This window comes from Citrobacter sp. S39, assembly GCF_009495675.1.
GTDB classification, from domain to species: Bacteria; Pseudomonadota; Gammaproteobacteria; order Enterobacterales; family Enterobacteriaceae; genus Citrobacter; species Citrobacter freundii.
This window is the reverse complement of record NZ_CP045555.1, coordinates 4581211-4598674: the sequence shown is the minus strand read 5'-3', so window position 1 is coordinate 4598674 and position 17464 is coordinate 4581211. Positions and strand designations below refer to the sequence as shown.

Here is a 17464-nt window from a genome sequence, read left to right as displayed (position 1 = left end):
GCCGGCTGGATGGTGGAACCTGTTTCCGCTGTCCCCGGCTTTTTCTTTTTTTTCTGCTGAGGCATAACGTATGGCATGCGGCGAGTTTTCCCTGATTGCCCGTTATTTTGACCGCGTAAGAACGTCTCGTCTTGATGTCGAAACCGGTATTGGTGACGACTGCGCACTCCTGAATATCCCTGAAAAACAGACGCTGGCGATCAGTACCGATACGCTGGTGGCAGGCAATCACTTCCTCCCCGACATTGATCCCACCGATCTCGCCTGGAAAGCACTGGCGGTGAATTTGAGCGATCTGGCGGCGATGGGGGCCGATCCTGCGTGGTTGACGCTGGCACTCACGTTACCTGACGTTGATGAAGCCTGGCTTGAAGCCTTCAGCGATGGCCTGTTTGAACTCCTTAATTACTATGATATGCAGCTGATTGGCGGTGACACCACGCGTGGGCCACTGTCGATGACGTTGGGTATCCATGGCTACGTCCCCATTGGGCGGGCCTTAAAACGCTCTGGTGCGAAGCCGGGGGACTGGATTTATGTTACCGGTACGCCGGGAGACAGCGCGGCGGGGCTGGCGATTTTACAGAATCGGTTGCAGGTTGGAGATGCAAAAGACGCACACTATCTGCTTAAACGCCATCTGCGTCCCACGCCGCGTATTTTACAGGGACAAGCCCTGCGCGATCTGGCCAGTGCGGCTATCGATATCTCCGATGGCCTGATTTCCGATCTGGGGCATATCGTTAATGCCAGCGGCTGTGGCGCGCGGGTTAACGTCGATGCGCTGCCTTACTCCACGGCATTCGCCCGGCATGTTGAGCCGGAACAGGCCCTACGCTGGGCGCTCTCGGGCGGTGAAGATTATGAGTTATGCTTTACCGTACCGGAAATTAACCGTGGTGCGCTGGACGTGGCGCTGGGAAATCTCGGCGCAGCGTTTACCTGCATTGGGCAGATGAGCGCAGACGTGGAAGGCATTCACTTTACGCGCGATGGAAAATTCGTCACGTTTGACTGGAAAGGATATGACCATTTTGCCGCGCCTTAAAAAAGATGTCGCCAAAAGCCGCCTGAGTATGCGCAATCCGTGGCACCTGTTAGCCACCGGTTTTGGCAGCGGGCTGAGCCCAATTGTTCCTGGCACGATGGGATCGCTGGCGGCGATCCCTTTTTGGTATTTAATGACCTTTCTACCGTGGCAGCTGTATTCACTGGTGGTGATGTTATCTATCTGTATCGGCGTTTATCTGTGCCATCAAACGGCGAAAGATATGGGTGTGCACGATCACGGTAGCATTGTCTGGGACGAGTTTGTCGGGATGTGGATTACCCTGATGGCGCTGCCGACCAATGACTGGCAGTGGGTTGCCGCCGGATTTGTGATTTTCCGTATTCTGGATATGTGGAAGCCGTGGCCGATTCGTTGGTTCGATCGCAACGTGCATGGCGGGACGGGGATCATGATCGACGATATTGTGGCCGGAATACTCTCTGCCGGAATTTTGTATTTTATCGGTCATCACTGGCCGGTAGGTATCATTTAACCCTTTTGGGGGCTGTTGTAGGCCGGATGCGCTATGATTATCCGGCCTACAATTAGCCATCGCCAATACTTATTTAAATCCCACCACCGGATGCTGTTTGTACGGTGTTTCCAGCTCGGCAATCTGCTGCGGCTTCAGCGTTAAATCCACCGCATTGAGCAACTCATCCAGCTGTTCCTCGCGCGATGTACCGATAATCGGCGCTGCCACACCCGGTTTGCTCAGCAGCCAGGCCAGCGCAACCTGCGCGCGCGTTACGCCCAGTTCCTCACTGACGCCGGTCAGCCGTGCGGCAATTTGCGCGTCGTTTTCATCGCTCTCGTTGTACAAATTTTTACCGACTTCATCGGAAACCAGACGTGCTGTCGTTTCTCCCCATGGGCGCGTCAGGCGTCCACGTGCCAGTGGACTCCAGGGGATCACTGCCACGCCTTCCTCGTAGCACAGTGGCAGCATTTCGCGTTCTTCTTCGCGGTAGATCAGATTGTAGTGATCCTGCATGCTAACGAACTGCGCCCAGCCGTGTTGCTTCTGTAAGGCCAGCGCCTGAGCAAATTGCGAAGCGTGCATGGAGGAGGCGCCGATATAGCGCGCTTTACCGGCTTTCACGACGTCGTTTAGAGCCTCAAGGGTTTCTTCAATAGGTGTGTTGTAATCCCAGCGGTGAATTTGCAGGATGTCGACATAGTCCATACCCAGACGTCTGAGGCTGTCGTCGATTGAGCGCAGGATTTGTGCGCGGGATAATCCTTCTGCTAAATCATCAACCTGGTGAAAAACCTTGGTAGCGACCACGACATCTTCGCGGCGGGCGAAATCACGCAGCGCGCGACCGACAATCTCTTCGCTACTGCCAGCGGAGTAGCTGTTGGCGGTATCGAAAAAGTTAATGCCGCCCTCAAGGGCGTGTTTGATTATCGGGCGGCTGCTTTCTTCAGGTAGCGTCCAGGCGTGATTGCCGCGATTAGGCTCGCCAAACGTCATGCAGCCCAGGCAAAGGCGGGAGACCCGTAGGTCGGTTTTTCCTAAGATGTTGTATTTCATCAATCCACTCCTGCTTAGCTCGTGATGAATTAAGCATAGCAGGAGCGGGGAGAGGATTATGCCAGCCAGGCCTTGATTTTGGCCTCAATTCCGACGGCATTCAGACCCAGATCGGCGCGAGCTTCATCCTGAGTTCCCTGCGGGATGAAGAAGTCTGGTAGGCCAATGTTCAGCACCGGGACGGGCTTACGATGGGCCATCAGCACTTCGTTTACACCGCTGCCAGCACCACCCATAATGGCGTTCTCTTCAATGGTAACCAGCACCTCGTGTTGGGCAGCCATTTCAAGGATCAACGTTTCATCCAGGGGTTTCACAAAACGCATATCGACCAGCGTGGCGTTCATCGACTCTGCGACCTGAGCGGCTTCCGGCATCAGGGTACCGAAGTTGAGAATTGCCACTTTCTCCCCGTGACGTCTCACTATACCTTTCCCGATAGGCAGTTGTTCCAGCGGGGTCAACTCTACGCCCACCGCGTTACCTCGCGGATAACGCACGACCGTTGGACCGTCGTTGTAGTGATAGCCGGTGAACAGCATCTGGCGGCATTCGTTTTCATCACTCGGGGTCATAATGACCATTTCCGGGATGCAGCGCAGGAAGGAAAGATCGAACGCCCCTTGATGGGTTTGTCCATCTGCGCCAACAATTCCTGCCCGGTCAACGGCGAACAGGACCGGCAGTTTCTGGATGGCGACATCATGCAGCACCTGATCGTAGGCGCGCTGCAGGAAGGTCGAGTAAATAGCCACGACCGGCTTATAGCCGCCAATCGCCAGACCGGCAGCAAACGTCACCGCGTGCTGTTCGGCGATCGCCACATCGAAGTAGCGGTCCGGAAACTTACGTGAAAATTCCACCATACCGGAGCCTTCGCGCATCGCCGGGGTGATTGCCATCAGCTTATTGTCTTTCGCCGCGGTTTCGCACAGCCAGTCACCGAAGATTTTTGAATAGCTCGGCAGGCCGCCGCTGCTTTTCGGCAGGCATCCGCTGGACGGATCGAATTTTGGTACCGCGTGGAAGGTGATTGGATCTTTTTCTGCTGGCTCGTAACCACGACCTTTTTTGGTCATGATGTGCAGGAACTGCGGGCCTTTCAGATCGCGCATGTTCTTCAGTGTGGTGATAAGCCCCAGCACGTCGTGACCGTCCACCGGACCGATATAGTTAAAGCCCAGTTCTTCAAACAGCGTACCCGGCACAACCATGCCTTTAATGTGTTCTTCGGTACGTTTGAGCAGCTCTTTAATCGGCGGCACGCCGGAGAAGACTTTTTTCCCGCCTTCGCGCAGCGAGGAGTAGAGTTTGCCAGAGAGTAGTTGCGCCAGATGATTGTTCAGCGCGCCAACGTTCTCTGAAATCGACATTTCATTGTCGTTGAGGATAACCAGCATGTCGGGCTTAATATCGCCTGCGTGGTTCATCGCTTCAAACGCCATCCCGGCGGTGATAGCGCCGTCGCCAATCACACATACGGTACGACGTTCTTTGCCTTCTTTCTCAGCGGCAACCGCAATACCGATACCTGCGCTAATGGAGGTTGAAGAGTGCCCAACGCTCAGTACGTCATACTCGCTCTCACCGCGCCACGGGAACGGATGCAAACCGCCTTTCTGACGAATGGTGCCGATTTTATCACGGCGTCCGGTCAGTATTTTGTGCGGGTAAGCCTGATGTCCTACATCCCAGATTAACTGGTCAAACGGGGTATTGTAGACATAGTGCAGCGCGACGGTGAGTTCCACCGTGCCCAGACCAGAGGCGAAGTGCCCGCTGGAACGGCTTACGCTGTCGAGCAAATAGCGGCGCAGTTCGTCGCAAAGCTTTGGCAGGCTCTCTTTTGGCAGCAGACGTAACTCCTGGGTGGAGTCGACCAGCGCCAGGGTCGGGTATTTGGCTATATCAAAACTCATCGCAAGCTCATGGGATATGTTGGTTTATTTATCACGCTGGATTATGTAGTCCGCTAGCGCTTCCAGTGCCGAGGTATCGAGTGACTGTGCGGCCAGCAAACTTAGCGACTGGCGGGCATCCTCGATTAAATCCCGGGCTTTATTCTGGGCTTGCTCAAGACCCAGAAGTGCAGGATAGGTACTTTTGCCAAGCTGCTGGTCAGCACCCTGACGTTTACCCAATGTTGCAGTATCGCCTACCACATCCAGGATGTCATCCTGAACCTGGAAGGCCAGACCGATGCTTTCTGCGTATTTGTCGAGTATTGCCAGGCATTCTCGCCCTTTATCGCCTGCGCTTAATGCTCCCAGACGTACGGCGGCGCGAATCAATGCCCCGGTTTTATGGCGGTGAATACGCTCCAGCGCATCCAGCTCAACCTGATGACCTTCAGCTTCCAGATCCAGTGCCTGACCGCCGCACATACCGGCGATACCACTGGCCTGAGCCAGTTCAGAGATCATCGCGATGCGGTCACGGTCAGATACTTCCGGCATTGGAGCGTCGCTGATAATGGAGAATGCCAGCGTTTGCAGCGCATCTCCGGCCAGGATCGCGTTTGCCTCACCAAATTTTACGTGGCAAGTCGGCAGACCGCGGCGCAGGTCATCGTCGTCCATCGCGGGTAAATCATCGTGCATCAGCGAATAGGCGTGAATGCATTCGACGGCGGCAGCGGGAGCATCAAGCGTACTCAGGCTGACACCAAACATCTGACCGGTCGCATACACCAGGAACGGGCGCAGGCGTTTACCGCCTAATAATGCGCCATATTGCATGGTTTCGACCACGGGAGTGTTCTGAAAGGGCAGTGGCGCGATAAAACGGCTCAGTGCCTGGTTGGCCTGCTCAACGCAAGCCTGTAGCTGCTGCGTAAAATCCATTTACTCATTATCCGGTGTAAAAGGCGTAAGGGCCGCGTCTTCAGTATCTGACAGCAGGATTTGTACGCGCTGTTCAGCCTGTTGCAATTTGACCTGTCCTTGACGCGCCAACTGTACGCCGCGTTCGAATTCGTTCAACGCTTCTTCTAACGGCAGGTCGCCGCCTTCCAGACGGGTAACAATTTGTTCCAGCTCGCTCAGCGCGGTTTCAAAACTGGCGGGCGCTTCATTTTTCTTCGGCATAATGAATGTCTGACTCTCTGTATTGGCAGCACAAGACTATGGTAACGGACTCGCACTGATAAGCAAATAACGCGCAATGTGCACAGTAGCCGCGTGATGGTGATATACTTGCGCGCCTGGATGCAGTCGCGGGTATGGGCTGCTGTATTTTTTTCCATTACAAGTCATTCAGACTTGCCTAAGAACCATTGCCGCCATGAAGTTTATCATTAAATTGTTCCCAGAAATCACCATCAAAAGCCAATCTGTGCGTTTGCGCTTTATAAAAATTCTGACAGGGAACATTCGTAACGTTTTAAAGCACTATGATGAAGACCTTGCTGTTGTCCGTCACTGGGATCACGTTGAGGTTCGCGCTAAAGATGAAAGCCAGCGCCTGGACATTCGCGACGCGCTGACCCGTATTCCGGGGATCCACCACATTCTCGAAGTAGAAGACGTGCCGTTTACCGATATGCACGATATTTTCGAGAAAGCACTGGTGCAGTATCGCGATCAACTGGAAGGTAAAACCTTCTGCGTACGCGTTAAGCGTCGTGGTAAGCATGAGTTTAGCTCCATTGAGGTGGAACGTTATGTTGGCGGTGGACTGAACCAGCATATTGAATCCGCGCGCGTGAAGCTGACGAAGCCGGACGTGACGGTTAATCTTGAAATCGAAAACGACCGTCTGTTGCTGGTTAAAGGCCGCTATGAAGGTATTGGCGGTTTCCCAATTGGTACGCAGGAAGACGTACTGTCGCTGATCTCCGGTGGTTTCGACTCCGGCGTGTCAAGCTACATGCTGATGCGTCGCGGCTGCCGCGTGCACTACTGCTTCTTCAACCTTGGCGGGGCAGCGCATGAAATCGGTGTTCGCCAGGTGGCGCATTACCTGTGGAATCGCTTCGGTAGTTCGCATCGCGTGCGTTTTGTTGCTATCAACTTTGAACCGGTGGTCGGTGAGATCCTGGAGAAAGTTGATGACGGCCAGATGGGCGTGGTTCTCAAGCGTATGATGGTTCGCGCGGCGTCGAAAGTCGCTGAGCGCTACGGCGTACAGGCGCTGGTAACCGGTGAAGCACTGGGCCAGGTGTCCAGTCAGACGCTGACTAACCTGCGTTTGATCGATAACGTATCAGACACCCTGATCCTGCGCCCACTTATCTCCCATGATAAAGAGCACATCATTAATCTGGCGCGTGAAATTGGCACCGAGGATTTTGCTCGTACCATGCCGGAGTACTGCGGTGTAATTTCAAAAAGTCCGACGGTGAAAGCGGTTAAAGCGAAGATTGAGGCCGAAGAAGAAAACTTCGATTTCTCTATCCTCGATAAAGTGGTTGAAGAAGCGAACAATATTGATATTCGCGATATCGCCCAGCAGACGCAGCAAACTGTGGTAGAAGTGGAAACCGTGAGCGGTTTCGGCCCGAACGATGTGATCCTGGATATCCGTTCTGTGGATGAACAGGATGATAAACCACTGAAGGTTGATGGCGTGGACGTCGTTTCTCTGCCGTTCTACAAGCTGAGCACCAAATTCGGCGATCTGGACCAGAGTAAAACCTGGCTGCTGTGGTGTGAACGCGGGGTGATGAGCCGCCTGCAGGCACTGTATCTGCGCGAGCAGGGCTTTGAAAACGTGAAGGTGTATCGCCCGTAATTGAGTAAACACTGTGTTGTAGGCCGGATAAGGCGGTTACGCCGCCATCCGGCAATGCAACGATATTATTCAAAACGCACAGGAAGCGTCTTCCCGTTCGACTCCCAGACGCCCTGATAAACCCCGTCTTTTAACTCCAGCGTTATCTTCTCTTGCGCTTGTTCAGCAGCAGATGTCTTCAGTTCATAATGTTGATTGTTGGCCGTATCGCATTTGCCGGTTAATTCAATCGGTGCGCCAAATTTCTGGTAAAAGTAAGCCCCGTCAAAAAAATCACCGTATTTGCAGTCCACCTTCAACACAATACGCATGCTTTTTCCCAGCGTGCCGTACATTACTTTGCCGTCAATGCCGGGCGCTGGCGAAACCGGTGTTGTACTCTTTGCTCCAGTCAGATACTGGCCGTACGGCGTGAGCCGATTTTGCAGTTCCGCGGTTGGGATTTTAGTGGTGAAATCACCCAACTCGTCGAGTGCGCGGCTGGCGTGGTTGCTACAGCGCCCGTTCAGGAAAGCCAGATGGTCTTTTTGCAGGGAGAATTTGTCGATGTAGTACAAACCGTCGGTGTAGGTTGCGCACGATGCGTAGAATTCGATGTAGTTGAAAACTTCACCTTTCTCTTCTTTTATTTGTTCTGGTGTTTGCGAATTATGCGCCGTAACAAAGGTATCAATCTGGCCACGGATATCTTTTCTGATACGGGTGTTTAATTCACCCATCGTGGAGCGGGAGAAAAGATCGTTAAGGGTAATGGCTGCGCCGCTGGCTAAATCAAAGCTGATCGGCACATTGAACGACTCGCAATATGCCCCGCAGCCTTCGACAAACATGTTCAGAGTTAGAACTTTGGCGTCGCGATACTCAACCGTGTAGTCAAGGTTTGCGGTGGGGTTTCTCTCTGATTTCGCAAACTGGTTCACTGTTGTTTGTGGATTATTACCCGGTAGCTGATTGATAAAGCTTGCGAAAATATAATCGTTAATACGTTTCGCAACCTTGGGGTTATCCGTCGAGGAAAACCATGGCACGCGATATTGCATTTCAGTGCTTCCGGGATAGCGATACTCAATACTCTTTATGTCGAGTTGCGTCGCAGTGGCATAACCGGAAAGGAGCAGTAAAGCCACTCCACTTAGATATCCTTTCATTATGATTCCTTATAAGGGAGTGGCCTGAAGATTTATTCGTAGTAGTTATAGATTCCCGCTGCCATCACCAGTTGTGACGCAACTTCGTAAGCCTTTTCACGACTGACCAGAAGATCAATGATTTTCAAACCGAAATCGATTGAGGTTCCCGGTCCCTGGCTGGTTAACAAGTTGACGCGTGGATCCCACACGACACGCTTGTCCTGCCATTGATCCGCGGGGATCTTGTCTTTCAGCGCCGGGTAGCCGGTCATGTTACCGATGGGAAAAATGTCGTGTGGGACGAGGACGGTCGCGGCAGCGGCACAGATTGCCGCGACAATGCGTCCGGAGCGATGAAACTGCTTCACGGTTTCGACCAGCAGAGGGCTGTCGCGAAAACACTCGGCGCCTTTAATACCGCCCGGCAGTACGATAATGTCGAAATCGCCGTCAGCAACTTCGACTAATGGCGCATCCGCCAGCAGTTTCACACCGCGCGAGCACACGATCGTCAGGTTGCCATCGCTGGCGACGCTGGCGGTTGTGACCTTAATTCCGCCGCGAACCAGTAGATCGATAGTAGTAACCGCTTCGGTTTCTTCACTACCAGGGGCGAGACATACCAGTGCTTGAGCGCTCATACTCACTTTCCTTTCTTTTAACCATTTCAAACAGGCGGGCATTTTCCGGAACGGCGATGCCGTGCGCGCGTGCACGTTTTAACAAATAACCGGTAATGTAGTCGATCTCGGTATGACGCATGGCGCGAATGTCCTGCAGCATAGATGAGATATTTTCCGCCGTACTGTCAATCACTTGCTCGACATAATAGCGTAAATCATCCGCTGATGTGTGGTGGCCTTCGCGTTCGATCACCGCTGCCACTTCCTCACAGATGAGCGCTATTTTTTCGGGATGATGGCGTAGCTCACCGTTTGGGCAATCCCATAATGCGGTCAGCGGGTTAATGACGCAGTTGACGGCCAGCTTGCGCCACAGCTCGGCGCGAATGGTGTTGTGCCAGGCGACGTCCGGCAGCACCTCTTGCAGGGTTTCAGCCGGATAGCTGAAATCGCCGTCTTGCTCACGCGCCGGCCCAATACGCGTTGTTCCCTGAGCGACATGAATGATGACGTTCCCGTCACGGCGTGCTGCGTGGGTGGTGGTTCCCATCAGCAAGGGTTGCTTAATGTTATGTAACTCTTCAATCGTCCCCATGCCGTTGTGAATAAGCAGAATGGGCGTGGTTTCAGGCAGAATTGCAGACAGGCCTTTTACCGCATCAGAAACTTGCCAGGCCTTCAGAGTGACCAGCAGCAGGTCGCTTTTTGCCAAAAAGTCGGGGTCGTTTGCCGTCAGGGATTCATTAAAAACTGAGCCATCCGTGTCGATCAGGTTTACGCTGCAGTAGGGTTGCGGTACGCGCAGCCACCCTTGCACCTCATGTCCATGTTTGCACAGCGCTGTAAGCCATAGCTGTCCTAACGCTCCACATCCCAGTACGGTAATTTTCATTCTTCCTCCTCACCTGCAACAGCACCAGGTGTTAATCCATATCGACCGCACCCTATTATTGTTCGCAGATGTCGCTACCACGTACAATGAAAGGATACAGCCTAGTATAGCGCTGTCTGTTGAGTAACTTTGCAGGTATTATGCTTCGCATCAAAAATGAAGGGAGAGGAAAAGATGCCATCTTTCGATATTGTCTCTGAAGTTGATCTTCAGGAAGCCCGTAACGCGGTGGATAACGCCAGCCGTGAAGTCGAGTCACGCTTTGATTTTCGTGGCGTTGAAGCCACTTTTGAGCTGAATGAGTCAAATAAGACGATTAAGGTGATGAGCGAGTCTGATTTTCAGGTTAATCAGCTGCTGGATATTTTGCGTGCCAAGCTGCTGAAACGCGGTATTGAAGGCACCTCGCTGGACGTACCAGAAACTTTCGTGCACAGCGGTAAAACCTGGTTTGTTGAAGCTAAGCTGAAGCAGGGCATTGAAAGCGCGGTGCAAAAGAAAATCGTTAAGCTGATCAAAGACAGCAAGCTGAAGGTGCAGGCGCAGATTCAGGGTGAAGAAATTCGTGTGACCGGTAAGGCGCGCGACGATCTGCAATCCGTCATGGCGCTGGTTCGCGGCGGCGATCTCGGTCAACCGTTCCAGTTCAAGAACTTCCGCGATTAAGTCGTAATGCCTGATCCGGCCTACAGGTAGCACACGCTATTGGTAGGCCGGATCAGACGATAGTCGCCATCCGGCAATCATCACGCCTGGCTGATGGTCTGCTCAACCTCAAATCGATTGGTGACTTTGCTGTCGATTTTCACGTAGGCCGAATGCTCTTTCGCCACGATTAACACTTCGCTTATCCCTTCTTTTGCCAGCAGGCGCTGCTTTAACGTGTCATCTGCGGCAATTTCTGGTGGAATTTCCACACGCAGGCTGCTGACGTACGGTGGCTCTTTCATTGTGCTTGCCACAATCAACCAAACTGCCGCCAGCAGCGCACCGGCCAGAAATACGGCCTGACCATCAAACATTTCAACCACCCAACCGCCGAGCGAACCGCCAATCGCCACGCCAAGAAACTGGCTGGTGGAGTAAACACCCATTGCCGTGCCTTTGTAACCCGCAGGCGATTCTTTGCTGATAAGCGAGGGGAGGAGGGCTTCCATCAGGTTAAAGGCGAGGAAGAAGATCTGCACGCCCGCAATCAGCCCCCAGAAACGCACGTTAGCGCTCCACAAAACGATCTCTGCGATAAGGATCAGGAACACGCAGGCGAGGAATACGCGTTTCATCCGGCGCTTTACTTCGGCGTAAATGATGAACGGCACCACGGAAACAAAGGACAGCAGCATCGTCACCAGATAAATTTTCCAGTGTTCTGCGGCGGGGAAACCGGCTTTCGCCAGTTGTCCTGGTAACGCGACGAAAGTGGACATCAGCAAAATATGCAGGCACATGATGCCAAAGTTAAGCTTCAGCAGTTTGGGCTCCGCCAGCACTTTGCTGAAGCTATCTTTTACCATGCCCGACTCGCGGTTTAGTACGTGGCTGGTGCTATTGGGAACGACCCAAATGGTCAGCACGATACCCGTGGTGGCAAGGGCGGCAATCATCCAGAACAGCGCGTGTAGCCCCAGCGCATGGGTAACGATTGGCCCTAGCACCATCGCAATGGCAAAGGTGATACCAAAGCTGACGCCGATAAACGCCATCGCTTTGGTGCGGTTTTGCTCGCGGGTTAAGTCGGAAAGCAGCGCCATCACGGCGGCAGCAATCGCGCCAGAGCCTTGTAGGGCGCGGCCTAGAATAATTCCCCAGATTGAATCGGAAAGGGCGGCAATTACGCTGCCGAGAACAAATACCGCCAGCCCACCGACAATAAGCGGCTTACGGCCGATGCGGTCAGAGAGCAAACCAAAGGGGATCTGGAAGACGGCCTGCGCCAGGCCATAAATGCCGATGGCAAGGCCTATCAGCGCTTCACTGGCGCCCTGTAGCGCCATGCCGTATGTGGTCAGAACCGGTAGAACCATAAACATGCCAAGCATGCGCAACGAGAATACGGTCCCTAAACCCCAGGTGGCGCGCAACTCACCGGGCGTCATTTTGTAATCGTTCATTCCCACCTCTGTATTAATTTCGCGCCTAGTGTAAAGCGGGGAAGGAATGGGGTAAACCTCTACGATATGTGGAATTGTGTAGCGCGGAAACTTAAATAGTTACAGCTGCAACTAATTTACTTGCGATAATTACAGGTGTAGTCTTTTTGTGGTTATTTCTAATGGAAAGAGGGAAAAGGAAAATGGCGATTCCAGGCAATATGTGGATTTATGACGATGGTGGCGCGCTGATTAAGGGCGGGTGTGACGTAAAGGGAAGAGAATACAGTATTGAATTTAAAGGTTTTCATCACAATCTCTCTATTCCAACTGATAATGCAACGGGTAAACCAACAGGCACACGCCAACATTCACCGATGATGATCGTCAAAGAGTTTGACTACTCGAGTCCCTATTTATACAAAGCGGTCGCTTCTGGTCAGAATCTTAAGTCTGCAGAGATTCGTTGGTACAAAATCAATGATGCCGGTCAGGAAGTGGAGTATTTCAACATGCTGCTCGAGGGCGTGCGGATTGTCTCGGTCTCTCCGACGATGGCTGGGCCAGAAGACAAAAACAACAATCACCTTGAAACCATAGAGTTACGCTACGAAAAAATCACATGGAAGCATTGCGACGGGAACATTATCTATACCGACGCATGGAATGACCGGCAGACGGCATAATGGGTGATTGAATGGACACAACTGAAGAAGCGAATGGAACCTATTGGTATCATGGTCACAGCAATCTGTCAGCTGGGGAATTGTTAGATCTCATCTTTCTGGAACAATTTTGTGATGAGTTAGGAATTGGCATTGAATCGGGAGCCGCGATTCTGGCTGGTCAACCTTGGTTGAACACAAGACAGAAACCTTCTGGGGCTATTGAAGGAACAAGTGTTGTTTCCAAATACGGGAGAATGCTTCTGAGAGATGCGCGGGTACCATTTGGTATTAAAGTCCCCACTCCGGTGGGGTTCAGGATACAAAGAACCAACAAACTCGCTGCTGTGATTGCTCGTTATGTACCTTGGTTTGGGTGGATTGGTCTTATAAATGCGCTTGTGCAAGTCTCCAGAAAGACGCAGACAAAATACAATCTGATTGCTAGGCCCAAAGATCGTATTCAGTGGACATCATTCTAATGAGCATTCAAGACGATGTGTTAAGGCTGTTCAGGGAAGAAATACCTGGGTATTTGGATGAAAACTGGAAAGAGGTTCCTTTAGAACTTGATTCAGATTTGTTTGGTGCCCCCGGTGATGATCTCTACTGGGCTCTGGATCGATATGAGAAAGAGTTCAAAGTCGATTTATCATGTGTGAACTGGAAACCTTATTATCCATGGCACAATCTACCGCTATTCACGAGATGGTTCAAGGCTAACCGGGAAGAAGTGGAAGCAACGCGCATACCGTTAACCGTAAGGATGTTTGCTGAGTCGGCTGAAGCGGGGAAATGGCTGTTTGAGGTCTGGGATGATAAACAAAAAGACGAGACCTAATGCTCTCCAAACTGCATAGTAATAAAAAAGGGTGCCGAAGCACCCTTTTCGTATCAGCAGATTTTACCAGACGTAAGTCAGCAGGTTCTGCGAGTTTGGCACCATAAAGTCGACGGACATCATCACGGAAAGCGCGGTAATGGCGATGATGGAGAAGCCGAACAGCTTGCGCGCCCAGACTTTGTCATCTTCCACTTTATAACCGCGCAGTGCCATGCCCAACCACCAGACGCTCACCGCCGCAGCAACAATCAGGTATTTATAACCTGCATAGCCGCCCAGGGTTAGCATCAGCGTGGCGATAGCAAATGCGATGATATACAGCGTGATATGGTTTTTCGCGACTGAAATGCCTTTCACCACCGGCAGTACTGGGATGTTGGCAGCCTGATAATCCTTAAAGCGGAAAATCGCAATCGCGTAAGAGTGCGGCATCTGCCACAGGCTGAAAATAGCCAGCAGAATCAGCGCACCGCTATCGAACTCACCGGTTACGGCGCAGTAGCCAATCACCGGCGGCGCAGCGCCGGAGAGTGAGCCAATCAGCGTGCCATAAACGGAATGGCGCTTCATGTACAGGCTATAGACGCCCACATAGACCACGAAGCCCATTACCCCCAGCCAGCAGGCCAGAGGGTTCGCGCCAAACCACAGTAGCATAAAGCCAGCAATACCCAGCAGGGTGGCGTATACCAGTGAGACCGCAGGGGAAATCAGACCTTTAACCAGCACGCGGTTTTTGGTCCTCTCCATCTTCCTGTCGATATCCCTGTCGATGTAGTTGTTAAATACACAACCCGACGCCACAACCAGTGACACCCCAACCAGCGTGTAGATAAACAGGGGATAATCAATGCTGCCTTTCGAGGCCAGCAGGAACCCCCCAATCACCGAGATCAGGTTGCCAAAGATGATGCCTGGTTTCGTTACTTGCAGGTATTGCTTAAACATCATAATCGCCGCTCTTAGTGCATCATCATGTTGTAGTTAAGGTTCCACATAATCCAGATGGAGCCCACAACCAGGATGGCGATGATTAGCACAGTAAAGACAAAGGCCGTCATGTTCCAACCTTCATCAGATTTGCTATTCATGTGCAGGAAGCACACCAGGTGCACCAGAATCTGTACCACTGCCATTGCCAGAATAGTTCCCAGAATGACGGCCGGAGAGGCAGAACCTGTCATCACCATCCAGAACGGAATGACCGTCAGGATGATCGACAGGATAAAACCTGTCATGTAGGTTTTTACGCTGCCATGGGATGCGCCGCCGCTCTCGTTAGCATGACTCATTACATCGCCCCCATCAGATAAACAACAGTGAACACACAGATCCATACCACATCCAGGAAGTGCCAGAACAGGCTCAGGCACATGATGCGGGTACGGTTAGTACTGGTCAGGCCGCGACGAGCGACTTGCACCATCAGAACCGCCATCCAGATAAGACCGGAGGTGACGTGCAGACCGTGCGTGCCTACCAGCGCGAAGAACGCAGACAGGAAACCGCTGCGATCCGGGCCCATGCCGTTAACAATCAGGTGATGGAATTCATAGAGTTCCATCCCGATAAATCCGGCACCGAACAAGAAGGTCAACGCCAGCCAGGAGATAACCTGGCTCTTGTTGTTCTTGTACATGGCAATCGCTGCCATGCCGTAAGTAATGGAGCTGAATAACAGCAGGAATGTTTCAACCAGAACGAACGGCAGTTCAAAAATGTCCTTACCTGTCGGGCCACCTGCGGTGCCGTTCACCAGAACGGCATAGGTTGCAAACAGAATAGAGAACAGAATGCAGTCGCTCATCAGGTAGATCCAGAATCCGAAGATTTTGGTCTGGCCTGCATCGTGGTGCCCGTGTTCGTGCGCGTGGGCAGTCGCGTGCGTTAAAGTATCAGTTGCCATTTTTCAGCCCTGCCTTAGTAATCTCATCGAAATGCTGGTTTTCCAGTTTTTCGACTTCCGGGACCGGCACGTAGTAATCCACGTCTTCATCAAAGCTTTTCACAATCCAGCTGATGATCATGCCTGCGAAGCTTGCAATCGCCAGCCACCAGATATGCCAGATCATGGCGAAACCAAACAGTGTTGCGAAGGCGGTAATGACGATACCGGCACCGCTGTTCTTCGGCATATGAATTTCTTCATAGTGCGCAGGCTGCTTGTACGCTTCACCTTTTTCTTTCATTTCCCAGAAGGCATCACGCTCGTGAACGTGCGGCACAACGGCAAAGTTATAGAACGGAGGCGGGGAAGAGGTTGCCCACTCCAGCGTACGACCACCCCATGGGTCACCGGTCAGGTCACGGTTCTGCTCGCGGTCGCGAATAGAGACGTAAATCTGAATCAGCTGGCACAGGATACCCAGTGCAATCAGCGCGGCACCGCAGGCGGCAACGACCAGCATCGGATGGAACTGCGGGTCAATCTGCTGGCTGAGGCGACGGGTCATACCCATGAAGCCCAGCACGTACAGCGGCATAAATGCCACGAAGAAGCCGATGATCCAGAACCAGAATGCGCGTTTACCCCAGGTTTCGTTCAGCGTGAAGCCAAACGCTTTTGGCCACCAGTAGGTCATACCTGCGAAGCAGCCAAATACGACGCCGCCGATGATAACGTTATGGAAGTGCGCAATCAGGAACAGACTGTTGTGCAGTACGAAGTCCGCACCCGGAACCGCCAGCAGTACGCCGGTCATGCCGCCAACTGAGAAGGTCACGATAAAGCCAATCGTCCACAGCATCGCTGAGTGGAATACGATACGGCCCTGATACATGGTGAACAGCCAGTTGAAGATCTTCACCCCGGTCGGGATGGCGATAATCATGGTGGTAATACCGAAGAAGGCGTTTACGTTAGCGCCTGCACCCATGGTGAAGAAGTGGTGCAGCCAAACAACGAACGACAGAACGGTGATACACACGGTTGCCCACACCAGCGAGGTGTAACCAAACAGACGTTTACGTGAGAAGGTTGCCGCGATTTCGGAGAACACCCCGAAGACCGGCAGAACCAGGATGTACACTTCCGGATGGCCCCAGGCCCAAATCAGGTTGATGTACATCATCATGTTGCCGCCCATATCGTTGGTAAAGAAATGGGTGCCCAGATAGCGATCCAGGGTCAGCAACGCGACGGTAACCGTCAGGATTGGGAAAGAGGCGATAATCAGGATGTTCGCGCACAGAGACGCCCAGCTAAATACCGGCATCTTGAACATGGTCATTCCTGGTGCACGCATCTTAATGATGGTCACAAAGAAGTTGATACCGGTCAGGGTTGTACCAATACCGGACAACTGGACTGCCCATATCCAATAATCGACCCCGACGCTTGGACTGTACTCTATTCCCGAGAGCGGCGGATACGCCAGCCAACCGGTCTGTGCGAATTCACCTACGCCCAGAGACAGGTTAACCAGGATTACGCCGACAACGGTGAACCAGAAGCTCAGGTTGTTCAGGAACGGGAATGCAACGTCACGTGCGCCGATCTGCAGCGGAACCACCAGGTTCATCAGACCGATAACAAATGGCATTGCCACGAAGAAGATCATAATCACGCCGTGAGCCGTGAAGATCTGGTCGTAGTGGTGAGGAGGCAGGAAGCCCGCTTCACCTGCAGAAGCCAGCGCTTGCTGACTACGCATCATGATGGCGTCGGCAAAGCCACGAATCAACATGACGATTGCGACGATGACATACATGATGCCAAGGCGTTTGTGGTCAACCGAAGTCAGCCACTCTTTCCACAGGTAGGTCCACTTACCGAAGTAAGTGATTAGGCCCAGTAAGGCCGCACCACCGATGATAATGGCAGCGATCGTAACCATGACAATGGGTTCATGGAACGGCACTGCATCCAGCGTCAATTTTCCGAACATCGTATTCTTCCTCG

General features: G+C 52.5%; 19 protein-coding genes. 7 read left to right on the top strand and 12 right to left on the bottom strand.

From position 1 onward, the window contains the following. Positions 1 to 70 precede the first annotated feature (70 nt). Together thiL and pgpA are read left to right on the top strand one after the other, a co-directional pair. Complete coding sequence (gene thiL, locus GFB57_RS21990; protein ID WP_003021577.1) at positions 71 to 1048, top strand: thiamine-phosphate kinase; 978 nt, start codon at positions 71 to 73, stop codon at positions 1046 to 1048. Further along, positions 1026 to 1544: a phosphatidylglycerophosphatase A gene (pgpA, locus tag GFB57_RS21985; protein WP_003021578.1), complete on the top strand. Its 519-nt coding sequence runs from the start codon at positions 1026 to 1028 to the stop codon at positions 1542 to 1544. Before thiL ends, pgpA begins: the two co-directional genes overlap by 23 nt. Positions 1545 to 1613: 69 nt before the next feature. Here the strand turns inward: pgpA and yajO are convergent, their stop codons facing one another. Genes yajO through xseB form a run of 4 tightly spaced genes read right to left on the bottom strand, consistent with a single transcriptional unit; the run spans position 1614 to position 5674 of the window. After that, positions 1614 to 2588: a 1-deoxyxylulose-5-phosphate synthase YajO gene (gene yajO, locus GFB57_RS21980; protein WP_003021580.1), complete on the bottom strand. Its 975-nt coding sequence runs from the start codon at positions 2586 to 2588 to the stop codon at positions 1614 to 1616. Between the two features lie 56 nt (positions 2589 to 2644). Further along, on the bottom strand, positions 2645 to 4507 hold the full coding sequence (gene dxs / locus GFB57_RS21975; protein WP_003021581.1) for a 1-deoxy-D-xylulose-5-phosphate synthase: 1863 nt from the start codon (positions 4505 to 4507) through the stop codon (positions 2645 to 2647). A gap of 24 nt (positions 4508 to 4531) precedes the next feature. Further along, entirely contained in the window at positions 4532 to 5431 is a 900-nt protein-coding gene (ispA, locus tag GFB57_RS21970; protein ID WP_003021584.1) for a (2E,6E)-farnesyl diphosphate synthase, read from the bottom strand. Then, complete coding sequence (gene xseB, locus GFB57_RS21965) at positions 5432 to 5674, bottom strand: exodeoxyribonuclease VII small subunit (protein ID WP_003021586.1); 243 nt, start codon at positions 5672 to 5674, stop codon at positions 5432 to 5434. It lies immediately after the preceding gene. Between the two features lie 196 nt (positions 5675 to 5870). Here xseB and thiI point away from each other — a divergent pair, with 196 nt between their 5' ends. Continuing rightward, positions 5871 to 7319, top strand: a complete 1449-nt coding sequence (gene thiI, locus GFB57_RS21960) for a tRNA uracil 4-sulfurtransferase ThiI (RefSeq protein ID WP_003021587.1) — start codon at positions 5871 to 5873, stop codon at positions 7317 to 7319. 65 nt (positions 7320 to 7384) lie between these two features. Here thiI and GFB57_RS21955 read toward each other — a convergent pair whose 3' ends face one another. The 3 genes from GFB57_RS21955 to panE are packed head-to-tail and all read right to left on the bottom strand — an operon-like array spanning position 7385 to position 9964. Further along, complete coding sequence (locus GFB57_RS21955; RefSeq protein WP_008320751.1) at positions 7385 to 8467, bottom strand: hypothetical protein; 1083 nt, start codon at positions 8465 to 8467, stop codon at positions 7385 to 7387. 32 nt (positions 8468 to 8499) lie between these two features. Continuing rightward, positions 8500 to 9090 carry a protein deglycase YajL gene (gene yajL, locus GFB57_RS21950; protein ID WP_003021591.1) on the bottom strand — a complete coding sequence of 197 codons (591 nt, stop codon included), beginning with the start codon at positions 9088 to 9090 and terminating at the stop codon, positions 8500 to 8502. Next, entirely contained in the window at positions 9053 to 9964 is a 912-nt protein-coding gene (gene panE, locus GFB57_RS21945) for a 2-dehydropantoate 2-reductase (protein ID WP_290366911.1), read from the bottom strand. The genes yajL and panE overlap by 38 nt, the downstream gene beginning before the upstream one ends. 174 nt (positions 9965 to 10138) lie before the next feature. On the opposite strand from panE, the gene GFB57_RS21940 reads away from it, so the two are divergent. After that, complete coding sequence (locus tag GFB57_RS21940) at positions 10139 to 10630, top strand: YajQ family cyclic di-GMP-binding protein (RefSeq protein ID WP_003021595.1); 492 nt, start codon at positions 10139 to 10141, stop codon at positions 10628 to 10630. A gap of 80 nt (positions 10631 to 10710) precedes the next feature. Here the strand turns inward: GFB57_RS21940 and GFB57_RS21935 are convergent, their stop codons facing one another. After that, positions 10711 to 12075 carry an MFS transporter gene (locus GFB57_RS21935; protein ID WP_003021596.1) on the bottom strand — a complete coding sequence of 455 codons (1365 nt, stop codon included), beginning with the start codon at positions 12073 to 12075 and terminating at the stop codon, positions 10711 to 10713. A gap of 182 nt (positions 12076 to 12257) precedes the next feature. On the opposite strand from GFB57_RS21935, the gene tssD reads away from it, so the two are divergent. The 3 genes from tssD to GFB57_RS21920 are packed head-to-tail and all read left to right on the top strand — an operon-like array spanning position 12258 to position 13560. After that, positions 12258 to 12740 carry a type VI secretion system tube protein TssD gene (gene tssD, locus GFB57_RS21930; protein WP_003021598.1) on the top strand — a complete coding sequence of 161 codons (483 nt, stop codon included), beginning with the start codon at positions 12258 to 12260 and terminating at the stop codon, positions 12738 to 12740. A gap of 11 nt (positions 12741 to 12751) precedes the next feature. Next, positions 12752 to 13201: an STM2901 family protein gene (locus GFB57_RS21925; protein WP_003021601.1), complete on the top strand. Its 450-nt coding sequence runs from the start codon at positions 12752 to 12754 to the stop codon at positions 13199 to 13201. Beyond that, on the top strand, positions 13201 to 13560 hold the full coding sequence (locus GFB57_RS21920) for a DUF1493 family protein (protein ID WP_003021603.1): 360 nt from the start codon (positions 13201 to 13203) through the stop codon (positions 13558 to 13560). Before GFB57_RS21925 ends, GFB57_RS21920 begins: the two co-directional genes overlap by 1 nt. A 63-nt stretch (positions 13561 to 13623) precedes the next feature. Here the strand turns inward: GFB57_RS21920 and cyoE are convergent, their stop codons facing one another. Genes cyoE through cyoB form a run of 4 tightly spaced genes read right to left on the bottom strand, consistent with a single transcriptional unit; the run spans position 13624 to position 17450 of the window. Next, entirely contained in the window at positions 13624 to 14514 is an 891-nt protein-coding gene (gene cyoE, locus GFB57_RS21915) for a heme o synthase (RefSeq protein WP_003835956.1), read from the bottom strand. A gap of 11 nt (positions 14515 to 14525) precedes the next feature. Then, positions 14526 to 14855 (bottom strand): cytochrome o ubiquinol oxidase subunit IV, encoded by a 330-nt coding sequence (locus GFB57_RS21910; RefSeq protein WP_003021607.1) that lies wholly within the window; start codon positions 14853 to 14855, stop codon positions 14526 to 14528. Next, on the bottom strand, positions 14855 to 15469 hold the full coding sequence (locus tag GFB57_RS21905) for a cytochrome o ubiquinol oxidase subunit III (RefSeq protein WP_003021608.1): 615 nt from the start codon (positions 15467 to 15469) through the stop codon (positions 14855 to 14857). Before GFB57_RS21905 ends, GFB57_RS21910 begins: the two co-directional genes overlap by 1 nt. Beyond that, on the bottom strand, positions 15459 to 17450 hold the full coding sequence (cyoB, locus tag GFB57_RS21900; RefSeq protein WP_003021610.1) for a cytochrome o ubiquinol oxidase subunit I: 1992 nt from the start codon (positions 17448 to 17450) through the stop codon (positions 15459 to 15461). Before cyoB ends, GFB57_RS21905 begins: the two co-directional genes overlap by 11 nt. Positions 17451 to 17464 lie beyond the last annotated feature (14 nt).

What these genes read in the sequence shown, in the direction of transcription:
- cyoB (WP_003021610.1), bottom strand. Translation starts at nt 17,450, where the DNA reads ATGTTCGGAAAATTGACGCTGGATGCAGTGCCGTTCCATGAACCCATT.
- GFB57_RS21905 (WP_003021608.1), bottom strand. Translation starts at nt 15,469, where the DNA reads ATGGCAACTGATACTTTAACGCACGCGACTGCCCACGCGCACGAACAC.
- GFB57_RS21910 (WP_003021607.1), bottom strand. Translation starts at nt 14,855, where the DNA reads ATGAGTCATGCTAACGAGAGCGGCGGCGCATCCCATGGCAGCGTAAAA.
- GFB57_RS21920 (WP_003021603.1), top strand. Translation starts at nt 13,201, where the DNA reads ATGAGCATTCAAGACGATGTGTTAAGGCTGTTCAGGGAAGAAATACCT.
- GFB57_RS21955 (WP_008320751.1), bottom strand. Translation starts at nt 8,467, where the DNA reads ATGAAAGGATATCTAAGTGGAGTGGCTTTACTGCTCCTTTCCGGTTAT.
- GFB57_RS21940 (WP_003021595.1), top strand. Translation starts at nt 10,139, where the DNA reads ATGCCATCTTTCGATATTGTCTCTGAAGTTGATCTTCAGGAAGCCCGT.
- GFB57_RS21925 (WP_003021601.1), top strand. Translation starts at nt 12,752, where the DNA reads ATGGACACAACTGAAGAAGCGAATGGAACCTATTGGTATCATGGTCAC.
- tssD (WP_003021598.1), top strand. Translation starts at nt 12,258, where the DNA reads ATGGCGATTCCAGGCAATATGTGGATTTATGACGATGGTGGCGCGCTG.
- thiI (WP_003021587.1), top strand. Translation starts at nt 5,871, where the DNA reads ATGAAGTTTATCATTAAATTGTTCCCAGAAATCACCATCAAAAGCCAA.
- ispA (WP_003021584.1), bottom strand. Translation starts at nt 5,431, where the DNA reads ATGGATTTTACGCAGCAGCTACAGGCTTGCGTTGAGCAGGCCAACCAG.
- cyoE (WP_003835956.1), bottom strand. Translation starts at nt 14,514, where the DNA reads ATGATGTTTAAGCAATACCTGCAAGTAACGAAACCAGGCATCATCTTT.
- dxs (WP_003021581.1), bottom strand. Translation starts at nt 4,507, where the DNA reads ATGAGTTTTGATATAGCCAAATACCCGACCCTGGCGCTGGTCGACTCC.
- yajL (WP_003021591.1), bottom strand. Translation starts at nt 9,090, where the DNA reads ATGAGCGCTCAAGCACTGGTATGTCTCGCCCCTGGTAGTGAAGAAACC.
- panE (WP_290366911.1), bottom strand. Translation starts at nt 9,964, where the DNA reads ATGAAAATTACCGTACTGGGATGTGGAGCGTTAGGACAGCTATGGCTT.
- GFB57_RS21935 (WP_003021596.1), bottom strand. Translation starts at nt 12,075, where the DNA reads ATGAACGATTACAAAATGACGCCCGGTGAGTTGCGCGCCACCTGGGGT.
- thiL (WP_003021577.1), top strand. Translation starts at nt 71, where the DNA reads ATGGCATGCGGCGAGTTTTCCCTGATTGCCCGTTATTTTGACCGCGTA.
- pgpA (WP_003021578.1), top strand. Translation starts at nt 1,026, where the DNA reads ATGACCATTTTGCCGCGCCTTAAAAAAGATGTCGCCAAAAGCCGCCTG.
- yajO (WP_003021580.1), bottom strand. Translation starts at nt 2,588, where the DNA reads ATGAAATACAACATCTTAGGAAAAACCGACCTACGGGTCTCCCGCCTT.
- xseB (WP_003021586.1), bottom strand. Translation starts at nt 5,674, where the DNA reads ATGCCGAAGAAAAATGAAGCGCCCGCCAGTTTTGAAACCGCGCTGAGC.